This is a genomic window from Seonamhaeicola sp. ABD4_175 (assembly GCF_056160885.1).
Map to the genome: position 1 here is coordinate 226,395 of NZ_JBSWYC010000002.1, position 15,302 is coordinate 241,696.

The 15,302-nt window shown below is 32.2% G+C and carries 17 protein-coding genes; 9 read left to right on the top strand and 8 right to left on the bottom strand.

Features of this window, described 5'->3' with window-relative positions; translation table 11 throughout:
* Position 1 precedes the first annotated feature (1 nt).
* The gene (locus ACXAG4_RS07280) at positions 2-1,273 is read left to right on the top strand and encodes an amidohydrolase family protein (RefSeq protein ID WP_475295424.1); all 1,272 of its coding nucleotides are present in this window, start codon (positions 2-4) and stop codon (positions 1,271-1,273) included.
* Between the two features lie 64 nt (positions 1,274-1,337).
* Here the strand turns inward: ACXAG4_RS07280 and ACXAG4_RS07285 are convergent, their stop codons facing one another.
* The gene (locus ACXAG4_RS07285) at positions 1,338-2,141 is read right to left on the bottom strand and encodes a DUF6503 family protein (RefSeq protein WP_475295425.1); all 804 of its coding nucleotides are present in this window, start codon (positions 2,139-2,141) and stop codon (positions 1,338-1,340) included.
* Positions 2,142-2,219: 78 nt separating this feature from the next.
* On the opposite strand from ACXAG4_RS07285, the gene ACXAG4_RS07290 reads away from it, so the two are divergent.
* Entirely contained in the window at positions 2,220-3,014 is a 795-nt protein-coding gene (locus ACXAG4_RS07290; protein ID WP_475295426.1) for a TrmH family RNA methyltransferase, read from the top strand.
* 116 nt (positions 3,015-3,130) lie between these two features.
* Positions 3,131-4,372, top strand: coding sequence for a M48 family metallopeptidase (locus ACXAG4_RS07295; RefSeq protein ID WP_475295427.1), 1,242 nt, complete (start codon positions 3,131-3,133; stop codon positions 4,370-4,372).
* 42 nt (positions 4,373-4,414) lie between these two features.
* On the opposite strand, the gene ACXAG4_RS07300 is transcribed toward ACXAG4_RS07295, so the two are convergent.
* Positions 4,415-5,206: a T9SS type A sorting domain-containing protein gene (locus ACXAG4_RS07300; RefSeq protein ID WP_475295428.1), complete on the bottom strand. Its 792-nt coding sequence runs from the start codon at positions 5,204-5,206 to the stop codon at positions 4,415-4,417.
* Between the two features lie 341 nt (positions 5,207-5,547).
* On the opposite strand from ACXAG4_RS07300, the gene ACXAG4_RS07305 reads away from it, so the two are divergent.
* Complete coding sequence (locus tag ACXAG4_RS07305; protein WP_475295429.1) at positions 5,548-7,293, top strand: DEAD/DEAH box helicase; 1,746 nt, start codon at positions 5,548-5,550, stop codon at positions 7,291-7,293.
* Positions 7,294-7,492: 199 nt separating this feature from the next.
* On the top strand, positions 7,493-8,269 hold the full coding sequence (locus ACXAG4_RS07310) for a carboxypeptidase-like regulatory domain-containing protein (protein ID WP_475295430.1): 777 nt from the start codon (positions 7,493-7,495) through the stop codon (positions 8,267-8,269).
* 4 nt (positions 8,270-8,273) lie between these two features.
* On the opposite strand, the gene ACXAG4_RS07315 is transcribed toward ACXAG4_RS07310, so the two are convergent.
* Positions 8,274-8,801: an SRPBCC family protein gene (locus ACXAG4_RS07315; protein WP_475295431.1), complete on the bottom strand. Its 528-nt coding sequence runs from the start codon at positions 8,799-8,801 to the stop codon at positions 8,274-8,276.
* A gap of 39 nt (positions 8,802-8,840) precedes the next feature.
* Positions 8,841-9,497 carry a TrmH family RNA methyltransferase gene (locus ACXAG4_RS07320; protein WP_475295432.1) on the bottom strand — a complete coding sequence of 219 codons (657 nt, stop codon included), beginning with the start codon at positions 9,495-9,497 and terminating at the stop codon, positions 8,841-8,843.
* A gap of 71 nt (positions 9,498-9,568) precedes the next feature.
* Here ACXAG4_RS07320 and ACXAG4_RS07325 point away from each other — a divergent pair, with 71 nt between their 5' ends.
* Positions 9,569-10,243 carry an SIR2 family NAD-dependent protein deacylase gene (locus ACXAG4_RS07325; protein ID WP_475295433.1) on the top strand — a complete coding sequence of 225 codons (675 nt, stop codon included), beginning with the start codon at positions 9,569-9,571 and terminating at the stop codon, positions 10,241-10,243.
* Here the strand turns inward: ACXAG4_RS07325 and ACXAG4_RS07330 are convergent.
* The 4 genes from ACXAG4_RS07330 to ACXAG4_RS07345 form a co-directional block, all read right to left on the bottom strand.
* Entirely contained in the window at positions 10,240-10,566 is a 327-nt protein-coding gene (locus tag ACXAG4_RS07330; protein ID WP_475295434.1) for a DMT family transporter, read from the bottom strand. The two genes, ACXAG4_RS07325 and ACXAG4_RS07330, sit on opposite strands and share 4 nt — an antisense overlap.
* Positions 10,563-11,192, bottom strand: a complete 630-nt coding sequence (locus ACXAG4_RS07335; RefSeq protein WP_475295435.1) for an alpha-ketoglutarate-dependent dioxygenase AlkB family protein — start codon at positions 11,190-11,192, stop codon at positions 10,563-10,565. The genes ACXAG4_RS07330 and ACXAG4_RS07335 overlap by 4 nt, the downstream gene beginning before the upstream one ends.
* Before the next feature lie 4 nt (positions 11,193-11,196).
* Positions 11,197-12,432 (bottom strand): glycosyltransferase, encoded by a 1,236-nt coding sequence (locus ACXAG4_RS07340; protein WP_475295436.1) that lies wholly within the window; start codon positions 12,430-12,432, stop codon positions 11,197-11,199.
* 97 nt (positions 12,433-12,529) lie between these two features.
* Positions 12,530-13,003, bottom strand: a complete 474-nt coding sequence (locus tag ACXAG4_RS07345; protein ID WP_475295437.1) for a heme-binding domain-containing protein — start codon at positions 13,001-13,003, stop codon at positions 12,530-12,532.
* Positions 13,004-13,042: 39 nt separating this feature from the next.
* On the opposite strand from ACXAG4_RS07345, the gene ACXAG4_RS07350 reads away from it, so the two are divergent.
* From ACXAG4_RS07350 to ACXAG4_RS07360, 3 genes are all read left to right on the top strand, one after another.
* Positions 13,043-13,600: an adenylosuccinate lyase gene (locus tag ACXAG4_RS07350; protein ID WP_475295438.1), complete on the top strand. Its 558-nt coding sequence runs from the start codon at positions 13,043-13,045 to the stop codon at positions 13,598-13,600.
* 102 nt (positions 13,601-13,702) lie between these two features.
* Complete coding sequence (purB, locus tag ACXAG4_RS07355) at positions 13,703-15,046, top strand: adenylosuccinate lyase (RefSeq protein ID WP_475295439.1); 1,344 nt, start codon at positions 13,703-13,705, stop codon at positions 15,044-15,046.
* A 13-nt stretch (positions 15,047-15,059) separates the two neighbouring features.
* The gene (locus ACXAG4_RS07360; protein ID WP_475295440.1) at positions 15,060-15,257 is read left to right on the top strand and encodes a hypothetical protein; all 198 of its coding nucleotides are present in this window, start codon (positions 15,060-15,062) and stop codon (positions 15,255-15,257) included.
* Positions 15,258-15,302 lie beyond the last annotated feature (45 nt).

A 15,302-nucleotide genomic window follows, 5' to 3' on the forward strand; every position in this document is an offset into this window, starting at 1 on the left:
TATGAAAAAAATAATAACATACATATTTATACTCAGCATATTTATTGGTTTTGCTCAACAAACACCAGCCCCAAAACAAAACAAAGCCATAACTATTGAAGGTGCAACTGCTCATTTAGGCAACGGTAAGGTTATTGAAAACGCCTTAATTATGTTTGAAAAAGGCAAAATAACATACGTTGGCAGTGCTTTAACAAAAATTGCACGAAAAGGCGAAATTATAAATGCTAAAGGCAAACATGTTTACCCGGGCTTTATAGTTCCTAATTCAACTCTTGGTTTAGTTGAAATTGATGCCGTAAGAGCTTCTGATGACGATGCAGAAATAGGTAATTGGAACCCCAACATTAGAAGCTTAATTGCTTATAACGCGGAATCTAGAGTTGTAGAATCTATGAGACCTAACGGTGTACTTTTAGGGCAAATAACACCTCGTGGAGCACGACTTACAGGTACATCTTCTGTTGTTCAATTTGATGCTTGGAACTGGGAAGATGCTGCTGTTAAAGTTGATGATGCCGTACATTTAAACTGGCCACAAAACTTTAAACAACGCCGTGGTGTTGTTTCTCAAAACAAAGAATACAAAACACAAACTTTAAAAATTGATGAATACTTTAACAATGCTAAAGCCTATTTAAACGGCAACAAAACTACCTCACATTTGCCTTTTGAAGCTTTAAGTGATCTTTTTAATGGTTCAAAAAAACTATTTATTCATGTTGATGAAGAAAAAGGTATTATTGATGCTATAAATTTCACCCAAAAGCACAAACTACAAAACATAGTTATTGTTGGTGGTTATCAGGCTGAAAACACAATAGATTTACTAAAAAAACATAACGTTCCTATAGTTTTAAGGCGTGTGCACTCTTTACCTAATTTAGATGATAATGATTACGATTTACCTTTTAAATTAGCTAAAATTTTAACTGATGCTGGCTTAACTGTTGCTTTAGAAACCAGCGGAGATATGGAACGTATGAACACCCGAAACCTGCCGTTTTATGCAGGAACAACGGTAGCTCATGGTTTAACCAAAGCACAAGCACTACAACTTATAACACTTAACGCTGCTAAAATTTTAGGTATTGATGATAATTATGGGTCTTTAGAAAACGGAAAAAGCGCTACGCTTTTTATATCAGAAGGTGATGCCCTAGATATGAAAACAAATAAAATTTCACACGCTTTTATTGATGGACGCGGTATTAGTTTAGAAACCCACCAAACTAAACTCTGGAAACGGTATTCAAAAAAACTTGAAAAATAGATAAAAAGAAAGCGGTTAATCAACACATTTGATTAACCGCTTTTTTTTTAATTATTATTAAAACTTATTCTGTAACTATTTCAGCATTAGTTGGTTTTTCAAATAACGCATCTGCCGGTTTTTTTCTTGAAACTTTTACATTTATAAACTTATTTTCACTGTGTATAGTTGTTGGTAAATTATTTTCATAATTATAACGAATGCTATTTGCTGGCAATAATAAACCATTTACCGTTTGCCACTCACTGTAACGTCTAAAATGTAATTGTTGTTCTTTTTCTTGTGTAAAAAATGTTACGGTGTAACCTAACCATTCCATCTTATAAGTTTCAGGGTTGTAGTATAGTACATATTCATCTTCTGGAGACTCACCCACGCCAGAATTATACGAAATACTAATTCCTGGATAGGTTTTTCCTTCAAACTCTAAAGGTTTTGCTTCACCATACACAATACCATCATCAGCTAAAACAAAAGGCATTGCATAAAAATAAAACATTAAGTTGTAATAAAATTTTGGGCTATATCCTTTAAATTCTGTTTCTTCTTCTTTTTGTAACCATACATTTTCACCATCAAAACCAATAGCATGACTTGGGGTTTTAATTAAAGATTTTCTTGTATACAAATTGGTTGTAGTAACTTCATCACCCTCTGGTTTTGGCATTGTAAACTCTAAAAACTGCATTTGTTTCCAGTTGTTTAATCCACCATGAGCGTCAAATACTTTTACAAGATTTTCAGGATATTTTTTTTCTACTACTGTAGTTTCTTGTTTAGGTTCAGTTTCAGTAACACTAACCTCTTTTTTTTGCTCTTTACATGATGCAAATAATACAGCTATGACTATTAAAAAAAATTTGTTCATTTTATTAGTAATTTTATTTTTTGTTAAATGTTTTACGGTGCATAATTACACAAAAAGAAGTATTTTAGTCGAGACTTTATGAAAGAAATAACAAGTACCCAAAATAGTTTTATAAAAAACCTTATTCAGTTAAAAGAAAAATCTAGAAAAAGAAAAAATTCTGGTACATTTTTAATTGAAGGACAACGCGAAATTACCCTTGCCATAAAAGGAAATTACAAAATTGAAACTATATTGTTTTATCCGGAATTGTTTGATAAAACTACACTTAATGATTTTACAACTAATGAAACAACTGTAATAGAAATATCAAAAGAAGTATACCAAAAACTTGCTTATAGAGATACTACCGAAGGAGTTTTAGCCGTTGCAAAATGTAAAGAAAATAGCTTAAATGATTTAAAATTCAACACCCAAAACCCTTTAATTTTAGTTGCCGAAGCACCTGAAAAACCAGGAAATATTGGCGCACTTTTACGTACTGCCGATGCCGCTAATGTAGATGCCGTAATTATTGCTAACCCAAAAACCGATTTGTACAACCCAAACATTATACGCTCTAGCGTTGGTTGTTTATTTACAAATAACGTTGCTACAGGAAACACACAAGAAATTATTGATTTTTTGAAGTTAAAAAACATTAATATTTATGCTGCTATTTTGCAAGAATCGGTGGCTTATAATACACAAAACTTTACCAAACCAACCGCCATAGTTGTTGGTACAGAGGCCACAGGTTTAAGTGAGCAATGGCGCATTAATGCTACACAAAATGTTATTATACCTATGCAAGGCGAAATAGATTCTATGAACGTATCAGTTGCTGCCGGAATTCTTATTTTTGAAGCGAAAAGACAACGAAATTTTGAATAGAAATTTATGCTTATGTCAGTCTGAGCGCAGTAGAAGTGCTTTATAATTTCTACATATAATGCGTTTCAACTGCGCTCAGACTGACATAAAAACCAATTTAACATTAGAAAACAATAATGGATTCAACCACCCTTTTTTACATCATCATAGCAATTATAATCATCAATTTTATAATTGACAAAATACTTGATGCACTAAACGCTAAACATTTTAATGACGCATTACCACCCGAATTACAAGACGTTTATGATACCGCAGCTTATAAAAAATCGCAAAATTATAAAGCTACCAAATACAAATTTGGTTTTTTAACCTCTACATTTTCTATTATTTTAACCTTGGGTTTTTTATTTTTTGATGGTTTTGAATTTGTTGATAATATTGCCAGAAGTTATAGTACAAACCCTATTATAATTGCTCTTATTTTTTTTGGTATTATAATGATTGCAAGTGATGTTTTAACCACACCTTTTGAATATTATAGCACATTTGTAATTGAAGAAAAATTTGGTTTCAACAAAACCACAAAAAAAACCTTTGTTTTAGATAAAATAAAAGGTTGGTTAATGAGTGCTTTTTTAGGTGGTGGCATATTAGCCGTAATTATATGGTTCTACAATGCCACAGGCAAACACTTTTGGTTATATGCTTGGGCATTGGTTACTTTTTTTACGGTGTTTATGAATATGTTTTACTCTAAACTTATTGTACCGCTGTTTAACAAACAAACCCCTTTGGAAGCAGGTGAATTGCGAGATAAAATTTCGGAATATGCTAATACCGTTGGTTTTAAGCTTGATAAAATTTTTGTAATTGATGGCTCTAAACGTAGCACAAAAGCTAATGCTTATTTTTCGGGCTTTGGTAGTGAAAAGCGTGTAACACTTTATGATACTTTAATTAATGATTTAGATGATGATGAAATTGTAGCGGTTTTAGCCCACGAGGTTGGTCATTACAAAAAGAAACACATTATTTTTAATTTAGTAACTTCCATTTTGCTAACTGGTTTAACGCTTTATATTTTATCTTTATTTATTGCAAACCCGCTACTATCACAAGCTTTAGGTGTTGAAATGGCTAGCTTTCATGTGGGTTTAATTGCGTTTATGATGCTCTACGCGCCTATTTCAGAAATTACAGGCTTAATTATGAATGTATTTTCTAGAAAATTTGAATATCAAGCTGATGATTATGCTAAAAACACTTTTAAAGCCAAACCTTTAATTAGTAGTTTAAAAAAACTTTCTAAAAATAGTTTGAGTAATTTAACGCCACACCCGGCGTATGTGTTTATGCACTACTCGCACCCTACTTTGTTGGAGCGCATAAAAAATTTAAAAGACAAAAAGCCTTAGTTTTTTAAACAAAGGCTTTTATACTTGAGAGGAAATCTATTTTTACTTCTTTACAAATTTATAAACACCCTCATTAACTGTTAAAAAGTAGAGACCTGATTTTAGCCCCTCAACGTTAACACTTCCCGTAAATGTTCCAGAATCAACCTTAGCTCCTAAAATATTAACAATAGAATATGGTCCTCTTTCTAAATTTCCTTCAATTTTATTTATTACTGGATTAGGACTATAGATTCTATTTGCAATATTATTCTTCACAAACTTTTCTGTACTCAAACTATTATCACCAAAAATCATGTCATCAATCTCAAATTGAAAAGGTGAAGTGTATGTTACAGCTCCATCTATTCTAACATCTAACCTATTAATAAAAGTACCTTCATCAGCAGACATATTAAAAGCTAAAGTTTGCCAAGAACCAAAAGTTGCGGTTCCGGTTCCACCACCATCACCAACATAATTCACTGAAACTTCAGTACCACCAAACGGCTGCAAACTAATTGATCCGTCAGAATCTTTATTGGTTCTAAATTTTAATTGAATAATATAATTGGTAGCATCTACAGTAACACCTTTTGTTCCGTCTCCATTTTTCCTACAACCTACAAGGTGCCATGCAGCTGTATTGTTAGTTGCTTTTTCTATTAAAACAACTTTTTTAGAGTCTACAACACTGATATGATTGACCGTTGGCGATGGATTTGAATAAGTTGGACCTTGTCCAAAAGTTTCATCCCAAAGAGCAGTTACAGTTGAGCCTCCATCTAAAAGTACAGTTTGCGAAAATGATATTCCGCTAATAAGAAAGACTAAAATTAATGTAATTTTTTTCATAAGTTTTTGTTTAAATTAGTTTTGATAAAACTATCAAATAACTTATTACCATAGTAAAACAAATGGTTACATATGTAGAACAAATGTATATAATCAATTAAAACTAAAACATATTAAATAATTATCCTTTCTACTTAACAACCAATAATAAGTAACTAATTAAATACATTCTATCTCAACTATGTCATGTTAAAAACACATTCAAATAAAAAAATACTATATTTGCACCTTTAATGCCTCAGGGTGAGGCTGTGTTACAAGAAGGTTTAGTTTTTTAAGTATGTCGGTTCACTTCTTTATGTAACACTACATAACATAACCACATTACTTAAACTCAAACAATGAGCACATTCTCAAACTTAGGTTTGCAAGATAATCTATTGCAAGCCATTACAGATTTAGGCTTTGAAACACCAAGCGAGGTGCAACAAAAAGCCATTCCTATTTTATTAGAAGAAGAAACAGATTTAGTGGCATTAGCCCAAACAGGTACTGGTAAAACGGCTGCTTTTGGTTTTCCTATGTTACAAAAAATTAATGTAGATAGCCGTACCACTCAAGGTTTAATATTATCACCAACGCGCGAGCTATGTTTACAAATTGCTAATGAACTTAAACTTTACGGTAAATATTGCAAAGGTTTAAATGTTACTGCTATTTATGGTGGCGCAAGCATTACAGACCAAGCCAAACAGGTAAAACGTGGTGCGCAAATTATTGTAGCTACACCGGGTAGAATGAAAGATATGATTAACCGTAGAATGGTTGATATTTCTAAAATTGAATATAGCGTTTTAGATGAAGCCGATGAAATGTTAAACATGGGCTTTTATGAAGATATTACAAACATTTTATCGCACACGCCGCATGATAAAAGTACCTGGTTATTTTCGGCAACAATGCCTAAAGAGGTGGCTACTATTGCTAAAGAATTTATGCATAACCCAAAAGAAATTACGGTTGGCCATAAAAATGAAGGTAGTAAAAATGTATCGCATGAGTATTATTTAGTAAACTCGCGCGATCGTTACCAAGCTTTAAAACGTTTAGCCGATGCTAACCCTGATATATTTTCGGTTGTATTTTGTAGAACTAAACGCGATACACAAAAGGTTGCAGAACAACTTATTGAAGATGGTTACAACGCAGGCGCTTTACACGGCGATTTAAGCCAAAACCAACGTGATTTAGTAATGAAAGCCTTTAGAAACAACCAAATACAAATGTTAGTGGCTACCGATGTTGCTGCACGTGGTATTGATGTTGATGATGTTACTCACGTTATAAATTACCAATTGCCCGATGAAATTGAAACCTACACCCACCGCTCTGGTAGAACAGGACGCGCCGGAAAAACAGGTGTTTCAATGATAATTATTTCTAAAAGTGAAGTTAGAAAAATTAAAAGCATTGAGCGCATTATAAAAAAGCAGTTTGAAAAGAAAAACATACCTGACGGGTCTGTTATTTGCGAAATTCAGCTTATGGCACTTGCCAATAAAATTCACAACACAGAGGTTAACCATGCCATAGACAAGCATCTTGATAATATTAACCAATTGTTTGAAGACACTAGTAAAGATGAATTGATTAAAAAATTCTTCTCTGTAGAATTTACACGTTTTTACAACTATTACCAAAAATCTAGAGATTTAAACGTAGCAGATAATGGTAGAGCCGAAAGTAGTGGTGGCAATTCTACACGTTATTTTATTAACGTTGGAAGAAAAGATGGCTTTGACTGGATGAGTTTAAAAGACTTTTTAAAAGAAGTTTTAGAACTTGGAAGAGATGATGTTTTTAAAGTTGAAACCAAAGACAGTTTTTCATTTTTTAATACCGAAAATGAACACCAACAAAAAGTTTTAGACTTTTTTACAGATTACAAACACAACGGACGTTATGTAAATGTTGAAGTTTCTGAAAACCGAAGTCGTGGAAGAAAACGTGATCGTAAAGGCGGTGGCGGAAAAAAACGTAATTTTTCAGGCAGTAAAAACAACGACGGTAAACGCTCAGGTGGTAAACGCAACAACTCTAACAGCGGAAACTTTGGTGCATCTCGCCCAAGACGCTCAAGAAGATAAGCACCCATAAATTTAAAAAAAAAAAAGCAAAGCATTTTAAATATCATCCATTTAAGCGCTTTGCTTTTTTCATACAACTTCATTAAAAAATCCATATAATACAGTTTGTTTTGTTAATTTTTAGTCAAAAAACCAAACAAAACCACATGTTAATATTTTGTTTAGTACTTTTATACTAAAATTGTTATATTTCAATAAAATGCAAAAATACTTACTCCTTACTATTTGCCTATTTTTTTCATTGGCTACTTTGCACGCCCAAGATGGAAAACGCGCTATTGGGGTAGTTTTAAGCGCTTCAAAAAACAAACCTTTAGAAAGTGTAAATATTGTAAACCTTAACCAAGTTACAGGAACAATTACAAATGATAAAGGAGAATTTAGTATTGCTGCAGAAGTTAATGATACTTTACATTTTTCGTACTTAGGGTATAAATCTATAAAAGTTAGAGTAACAAACGACTGGTTGAAGTTTGGAAGCGCTGAAATTAAACTTACTGAATTAGCCGAAGCTTTAGAAGAAGTAGTTGTAAACCAATTAAGGCTTACAGGTTATTTAGAGGTTGATATTAAACAAGTACCAGAACCTAACAGCAATTACCGCTACCAAATATCTGGTTTACATACAGGTTATGAAGCTTCTAAACCAACAGCAATAAACAAAATAATTGGCTCTATTTTTAATCCGGCAGATTTTTTACACCGCATGTTTGGTAAAAAACCTAATGAGTTACGTAAGCTTAAAAAAATGAAGCAAGATGATGAAATTAGAAACTTATTAGCTTCAAAATTTGACAGAGAAATGCTTACTGCTTTACTTAAAGTTGAAAAGATTGATTTAGACGAAATTGTAACCCAATGCAACTACTCAAAGGGTTTTATACAAACTGCCAACGATTTACAAATACTTGATGCTATTAGTGAGTGCTACGAAGAATACAAAGTACTTAGTAGAGGCAGAAATAATCGTTTGTAATTTTTTATGATTCTAAAATAGCTTTTAAAGCCGTTAAACCTTCATCAAAATCTTTTCCTACGGCTTTATCCATGTTAAAAAACAACATAAAAATACTGAATGGAAATTTGTTTTTCCCTGAAAACCCCCACACAACCTTAGTTTTATTATCACTTAAATATTCAACTTTTAAATAAGCATCAGATTCTGATTTCCATGGCCTAAAAAAACGCAATTCAGACTCTACAACATTATCTTTAACAATACGCTTTATTTCCTGTTCACCTGAGCCTACATCTTTATTACCATTCCATCTAGATATAAAACCAACTTCGCCATCAGTACCTTCAAAATCTTGATCCATATCAGGATCTTTTTTCTTCCACGGAGACCACGCATCTTGGTTTTTTATAAACTTTAAATAATTAAAAACATCGGTTAGCGGTTTTTCTATTTCAACACTTCTAAAAACATGATATTTTTTTGGTGCTATTAACGCTAAAATTGCAAAAACAACAACCAGCGCTAATATAACGTAAAGGAGAGTATACATAATTTTTGGTTTTAGTTAGTTTACTAAATTTACAAAAATTTATGATTTATTATAAAAACGTGATACAATTTCATCGTAACTCTTAACAGTTTTAGCTATCCAATCTATTTTTTTTGCGTTTATTTCATTTTGTGTTAGCTGCCAATTTATATTGGTTTTTCGCAATTTTGTGGTAACATGTTGCAAAATAATTGCTGCTGAAACCGATATATTTAAACTTTCTGTAAAGCCAAACATGGGTATTTTTAAGTAACTATCTGCTGCTTCAATAACCGCTTCAGATAAACCTTCGGTTTCTCTTCCAAAGAAAAAACAAGACTTTTTTGTTACATCAAAATCATGCAATTCGCAATCATTGGTGTGTGGTGTAGTTGCTACAATTTGATAGCCTTCTGCTTTTAAATTTTCAATACAACTTTTAACAGAATTATAACGCTGCAAGTCTACCCATTTTTGTGCACCCATAGCAATTTCTCTATCAATGCGTTTGGTATTTTGTTCTTCAACAATATGCACTTCTTGTATGCCAAAAACATCACAACTTCTTATAACTGCACTGGTATTGTGTAATTGATAAACATCTTCGGTAGCTACCGTAAAATGTTTGGTACGCTGTGGTAAAACTTGGTTAAACCTTTGGCGCCTATTTTCAGTTAAAAAAGTTTCTAAATGTTTTAAAAGTTCTAAATCTATCATAATTCAAATGTAATAAACTTAAAAAAATTGATGGCTTTGTTTACAAAAACAGATTACTTATTTTTATATCTATGAAACAACATTTAGTAGTGCTTACTGGTGCTGGTATTAGTGCCGAAAGTGGTGTAAAAACGTTTAGAGATGCTGGCGGACTTTGGGAAGGGCATGATGTTATGGAAGTAGCATCTCCACAAGGTTATACTGCCAACCCCGAACTAGTTTTAGATTTTTATAACCAAAGACGCAAACAATTATTTGAGGTTGAACCTAATAGCGCGCATAAAGATTTAGCAGCGCTTGAAAACAATTATAAAGTAACCATTATAACCCAAAATGTTGATGATTTACATGAGCGTGGTGGCAGTACAAACGTTGTTCATTTACATGGCGAACTTTTAAAAGTAAGAAGCACCGTTGATGAAACCGATATACAAGAATGGAAAACCGATTTAGTTTTAGGCGATTTATGTAAAAAAGGGCATCAATTACGGCCCCATATTGTTTGGTTTGGTGAAGATGTACCCATGATTGAAAAAGCCATTACTATTTGCGAAACCGCCGATATTTTGGTAATTATTGGCACATCAATGCAAGTATACCCTGCTGCCGGTTTAATTAACTATGTAAAAACTAATGTGCCCATTTATTTTATAGACCCCAACCCTGCTATAACACAAAATAAAAACTTAACGGTTATAGCAGAACCTGCCACAACGGGCGTAAAAACACTTATTACAAAACTTTAATTTGCCACAAATTTTAGCCCAACAATTGATATTATTAAAGTTGTTATAAAAAACAAACGCCAAAATGTAGCGGGCTCTTTAAATACAAAAATGCCCACTAGCACGGTTCCAACAGCACCTATACCCGTCCAAACGGCATAAGCGGTTCCAATGGGTAAGGTTTTTGTAACTTTTACCAATAACAACATGCTAATGGCTAAACAAGCTAAAAACCCCATAAACCAATAGGTTGCCTGAGTTCCTGTTGTTTCTTTTACTTTGCCCAAACACGCAGCAAAGGCTACCTCAAATAAGCCTGCAATAATTAACAAAATCCAGTTCACTCGTATTGGTTTTTTATAATTCTAAAAGTAAGATTTATTCTTGAATTAATTTGTTTTTTGGTTTTAGGTATTTTGTGTTTCCAGAAATGCTGAGTTTTACCTTGCATTAATAAAAAACTACCGTGTTTTAAAGGAATATCAACCCGCTTTAAATTTGTTTTAGTTAAGTGTTTTAGCTGAAATGTACGTGTTTCTCCAAAAGTTACCGATGCAATAACGGGATTTTCACCAAACTCTTTTTCATTGTCTTGATGCCAATCCATACTATCATTACCGTTTCTGTAGTAGTTTAACAAGCAACTAGTAAACTTTACATTTGCCACAGTTTCTACACGCTTTTTTATAAACTGTAAATCGTTTGTCCATGCATGCGGATAAAATGTTAATCCGGAATATTTATAAACATCATTTGTTTCTCCATACAGTGCTGTAAGCCTTGGTACATCAATTATTTTACCATAAAACTTAACTTGATCTTGCTGCCATTTAATGGATGTTTTTAAACTATTGAATAATTTATTTGATTCTTCCGAAGTAAAAAAATTATCATACAACACCACATTAGCATCAGGTAAATTGAAGTCTATTATTTCAGGCTGTTCATTAAATAAACTGTTTTGTAACATGTTATTATTTAGTGTTTTTAGCTTCAATCCATTTACTCATAAACTTAGTGCTTTGTAGTGTGTGATGTTGAAGCATTTGCCCTGTAAAGTTATTAAGTCTGTGTGATTGTAAATTTTGCAATAAAAAATCAAACTTTTCAATACATTTAGTTTGAAAGTTATTTTTATTAAATCTGTTATTTACTACCTCAAACCCGTTATGTTGTTTTTCTTTCCAAAGGGTTTCATTTGTATATAATTCAACCGCTTTTTGGGCAAACTGTTCTACTGAGTTTTCTACAAAACCATTAGGTGGTAAATTTCCAAACATCCCTTCTGCCCCAATATGTGTGGTTACACATGGCGTACCGTTTTGCATAGCATCAACAAGCTTACCTTTTAAACCAGCACCAAACTGCAAAGGCGCTAAACACACTTTGGCTTGTTGCATAACTTTGGTAACATCTGCGGCAAACCCATTTATTAAAAAACCTTCTTTTTTATTATGTAATTGATTTACTTTTTCGCTAGCATAGGCGCCATAAATATGCATTTCGGCATTTGGTAATTGTTTTTTTATAAGTGGCCATATATTTTGTTTTAAATACAAAACACCGTTATAATTGGGTTCATGCAAAAAATTACCAATAGTTATAAAATGTGATCTTTCTGAAAATGATTTTAATTGTTGTATGTCATTTTCAGGAATTTGTTCTAACAAAAATGGTAAATAGCACAATAGAGATTGGTTTACATTAAAATTTGTTTTAAGTATATCTATTTCAGCTTCAGAAATCATAACACTTAAATCGCAACGGTAAATACTTGCTATTTCGCGTTTAGCAATAGTGTTAAATAAATATGCTTTGTTAAAAACAGCCCCATCTTTAAAAGCTTGGTGTCTACCCTTGCGTAAACAATGTAAATCTTCGGTGTCTAAAATTTTAAGTGCTTCAGGACATTGTTCTGTAACGCGCCACCCAAACTGTTCTTCGGTCATAAACCTATCAAACATAACTATTTTGGGGTTTAATTGCTTTACAAAAGCATCAAAACTACTATTGTTTAATTGAATTGAAACTTGCGCAACCCCAATGCTTTCTAAGTTAAACGCATTACTGGTTTTTGCACAAGCACTGGCAAAAGTTATTTTGTAATTAGCTAATTGAAACGTTTCAATAAGTTGCAACATTCTGCTACCTGCTGCTGAACTTTTGGGCTCGGGCCAAACAAAACCAATAATTAGCAAAGTGTTACTCATAAGGCTATATTCACAATATAAAAAATTAAATTCCAAAACCCAAAGCGCTTCTATACTTGGGTTTTGGAATTTTTAGTTTTTGAAAAATTTTAAAGATTTATTCTGGTTTTTGTTTCAAATCGTACGATGTACGCACTTGTTTTGCCCAGGTAATTAAAGCATTAATTTGCTGTGGCGTTAGTTTAGCATCGGCATGCGTCCATGTATAAGAATCTAAAGGCATTTTCCCTTCTTCAACCTCTTCAATAAGTTCTTCAAATTTATGATCTTTTCGTTTTAAAGAATTGCCTTCCCAATTTGATACATTAAAATGCTCTTTACCTTCTTCAACATGATGATTTAACCAATAATTAAGTGGTGTTATACTGTTGTACCATGGGTAGCGTGTAACATTACTATGGCAGTCAAAACAGGCGTTTTTCAAAATTAATTTCACATCTTCTGGCGGGTTAGTCTCAGCATAAAATGCATCTATAGACGCTGCATTTCCATTGTTTTTTTCTGGACCAAAAAATTGGGCAATTATTAATAAAACAACAAGTGCTAATAATACCTTTTTTATAATTTTCATTTTTAATACTTTTAGGTTATAAAAATATGAAATTAGATTTTGACAGCCACCGAACTTTATAACGAATTAAATTACGTAAATCACTCGCGCGAAAAACGTAACTACTACGCTAATTTAATGATTAACAACCCTAATTTAATACCAAAACTACTTGATATTTTATTTATGGTTGACGATAAAATTTCGCCAAGAGCCGCTTGGGTTTTTGAGTTTATGTGCAGTAAAAACATTGATTTTGTAGTACCACACTTAAGCACATTTACCCAAAATATTAAGCATGTACACATTGATGCTGCCGTAAGACCCGTTGCAAAAGTTTGCGAACTTATTGCTGTAGCTTATAAAAACAATCATAAAAAAATAACAAACACCTTAACCCAAACCCACAAAGAACTAATAATTGAAACGTGTTTTGATTATTTAATTAATGATGAAAAAGTAGCCCCAAAAGCATACAGCATGACAACGCTTTATATTTTTGGAAAAGAGTTTGATTGGGTTTACCCCGAACTTATTACCATTTTAGAGCGTGATTTTAACCAACAAAGTGCTGCCTTTAAAGCAAGGGCAAAACAAATACTTAAAAAATTGAAATAGTTTTGAAACAGTTTCTACTTTTTAGGTTTTGAAAATTTATATTTCAACTGCTAATTCATTAAAAAAACTATCTTTGCAACTTGTTAAAAATCAAATTACACTATGTCATTATCTGTATTAAATGCCATTTCACCAATTGATGGTCGTTATAGAAACAAAGCAAACGCCTTAGCCCCTTTTTTTTCTGAAGAAGCACTTATTAAATATCGCGTTTTAGTTGAAATTGAATATTTTATTGCCTTATGCGAAATTCCGTTACCGCAATTAAAAGACGTTGACACCGCTGTTTTTAACGATTTAAGAGCCATTTATAAAACATTTTCTGCGGAAGATGCTTTGGCTATAAAAGATATTGAAAGTGTAACAAACCACGATGTTAAAGCTGTTGAATATTTTATAAAAGAAAAATTTGATGCCTTAGGGTTATCACAATACAAAGAATTTATTCATTTTGGATTAACATCACAAGACATAAACAACACCGCAATACCATTAAGTATTAAGGAAGCTATGAATGATGTTTATGTGCCTGAATATTTTGAAGTTTTAAAAAGATTAAAAGAACTATCTGAAGAATGGAAAGCTGTACCAATGTTAGCAAGAACACATGGTCAACCAGCTTCTCCAACACGTTTAGGTAAAGAAATTCAGGTTTTTGTAACCCGCTTAGAAGAACAATTTAATTTGTTAAATGATATACCAAGTGCCGCTAAATTTGGTGGTGCTACTGGTAATTTTAATGCACACAATGTTGCATACCCCGAAATAGATTGGAAAGCTTTTGGATCTGGTTTTGTTCAAGAAAAATTAGGTTTACACCACTCTTTTCCAACTACGCAAATTGAACACTATGACCATATGGCTGCGTTATTTGATTGCCTAAAACGCATTAACACCATTTTAATTGATTTAGACAGAGATGTGTGGACGTACGTTTCAATGGACTATTTCAAACAAAAAATTAAAAAAGGTGAAGTTGGTAGCTCTGCAATGCCACATAAAGTAAACCCTATTGATTTTGAAAATAGTGAAGGAAATTTAGGTATTGCTAATGCTATTTTTGAACATTTATCAGCTAAACTTCCAATTTCTAGATTACAACGTGATTTAACTGATAGCACAGTTTTACGTAATGTTGGTGTACCATTTGGGCACACTATAATTGGTTTTAAATCTACTTTAAAAGGCTTAAACAAATTACTTTTAAACGAAGGTAAATTTGCCCAAGACCTTGAAAATAATTGGGCTGTAGTAGCTGAAGCTATTCAAACTATTTTACGAAGAGAAGGCTACCCAAACCCTTACGAAGCTTTAAAAGGCTTAACAAGAACAAATGAAGCTATAAATAAAGACTCTATTTCAAATTTTATTGATACTTTAGAGGTAAACAATACAATAAAAGACGAATTAAAACGTATTACACCTAGCAACTATACAGGAATTTAATATTTAACAATTTATGCTAAGCGACAAACAATCTATACTACTTTGCGGATTTATAGCTGTAGTTTTTTTTGTTGCTGGTATGTTAGATGCGCTTAATAATTTTATTGTTTTAACTTTATTAACATTAGCATTTTTAGCCATCGTTCTTAATTTAATTACCGCAAAAAACTTTGTTAAAAAAGACAATGAAGAATTAAATAAAAAGAAATAAAAAAGGTTTACCGTTTGGTAAACCTTTTTTTTATTTAGAATGAGT

Excerpts from the sequence above, each read along its gene's own strand:
- ACXAG4_RS07280 (WP_475295424.1), top strand. The coding sequence starts at position 2 with ATGAAAAAAATAATAACATACATATTTATACTCAGCATATTTATTGGT.
- ACXAG4_RS07285 (WP_475295425.1), bottom strand. The coding sequence starts at position 2,141 with ATGAACAAATTTTTTTTAATAGTCATAGCTGTATTATTTGCATCATGT.
- ACXAG4_RS07290 (WP_475295426.1), top strand. The coding sequence starts at position 2,220 with ATGAAAGAAATAACAAGTACCCAAAATAGTTTTATAAAAAACCTTATT.
- ACXAG4_RS07295 (WP_475295427.1), top strand. The coding sequence starts at position 3,131 with ATGGATTCAACCACCCTTTTTTACATCATCATAGCAATTATAATCATC.
- ACXAG4_RS07300 (WP_475295428.1), bottom strand. The coding sequence starts at position 5,206 with ATGAAAAAAATTACATTAATTTTAGTCTTTCTTATTAGCGGAATATCA.
- ACXAG4_RS07305 (WP_475295429.1), top strand. The coding sequence starts at position 5,548 with ATGAGCACATTCTCAAACTTAGGTTTGCAAGATAATCTATTGCAAGCC.
- ACXAG4_RS07310 (WP_475295430.1), top strand. The coding sequence starts at position 7,493 with ATGCAAAAATACTTACTCCTTACTATTTGCCTATTTTTTTCATTGGCT.
- ACXAG4_RS07315 (WP_475295431.1), bottom strand. The coding sequence starts at position 8,801 with ATGTATACTCTCCTTTACGTTATATTAGCGCTGGTTGTTGTTTTTGCA.
- ACXAG4_RS07320 (WP_475295432.1), bottom strand. The coding sequence starts at position 9,497 with ATGATAGATTTAGAACTTTTAAAACATTTAGAAACTTTTTTAACTGAA.
- ACXAG4_RS07325 (WP_475295433.1), top strand. The coding sequence starts at position 9,569 with ATGAAACAACATTTAGTAGTGCTTACTGGTGCTGGTATTAGTGCCGAA.
- ACXAG4_RS07335 (WP_475295435.1), bottom strand. The coding sequence starts at position 11,192 with ATGTTACAAAACAGTTTATTTAATGAACAGCCTGAAATAATAGACTTC.
- ACXAG4_RS07340 (WP_475295436.1), bottom strand. The coding sequence starts at position 12,432 with ATGAGTAACACTTTGCTAATTATTGGTTTTGTTTGGCCCGAGCCCAAA.
- ACXAG4_RS07345 (WP_475295437.1), bottom strand. The coding sequence starts at position 13,003 with ATGAAAATTATAAAAAAGGTATTATTAGCACTTGTTGTTTTATTAATA.
- purB (WP_475295439.1), top strand. The coding sequence starts at position 13,703 with ATGTCATTATCTGTATTAAATGCCATTTCACCAATTGATGGTCGTTAT.
- ACXAG4_RS07360 (WP_475295440.1), top strand. The coding sequence starts at position 15,060 with ATGCTAAGCGACAAACAATCTATACTACTTTGCGGATTTATAGCTGTA.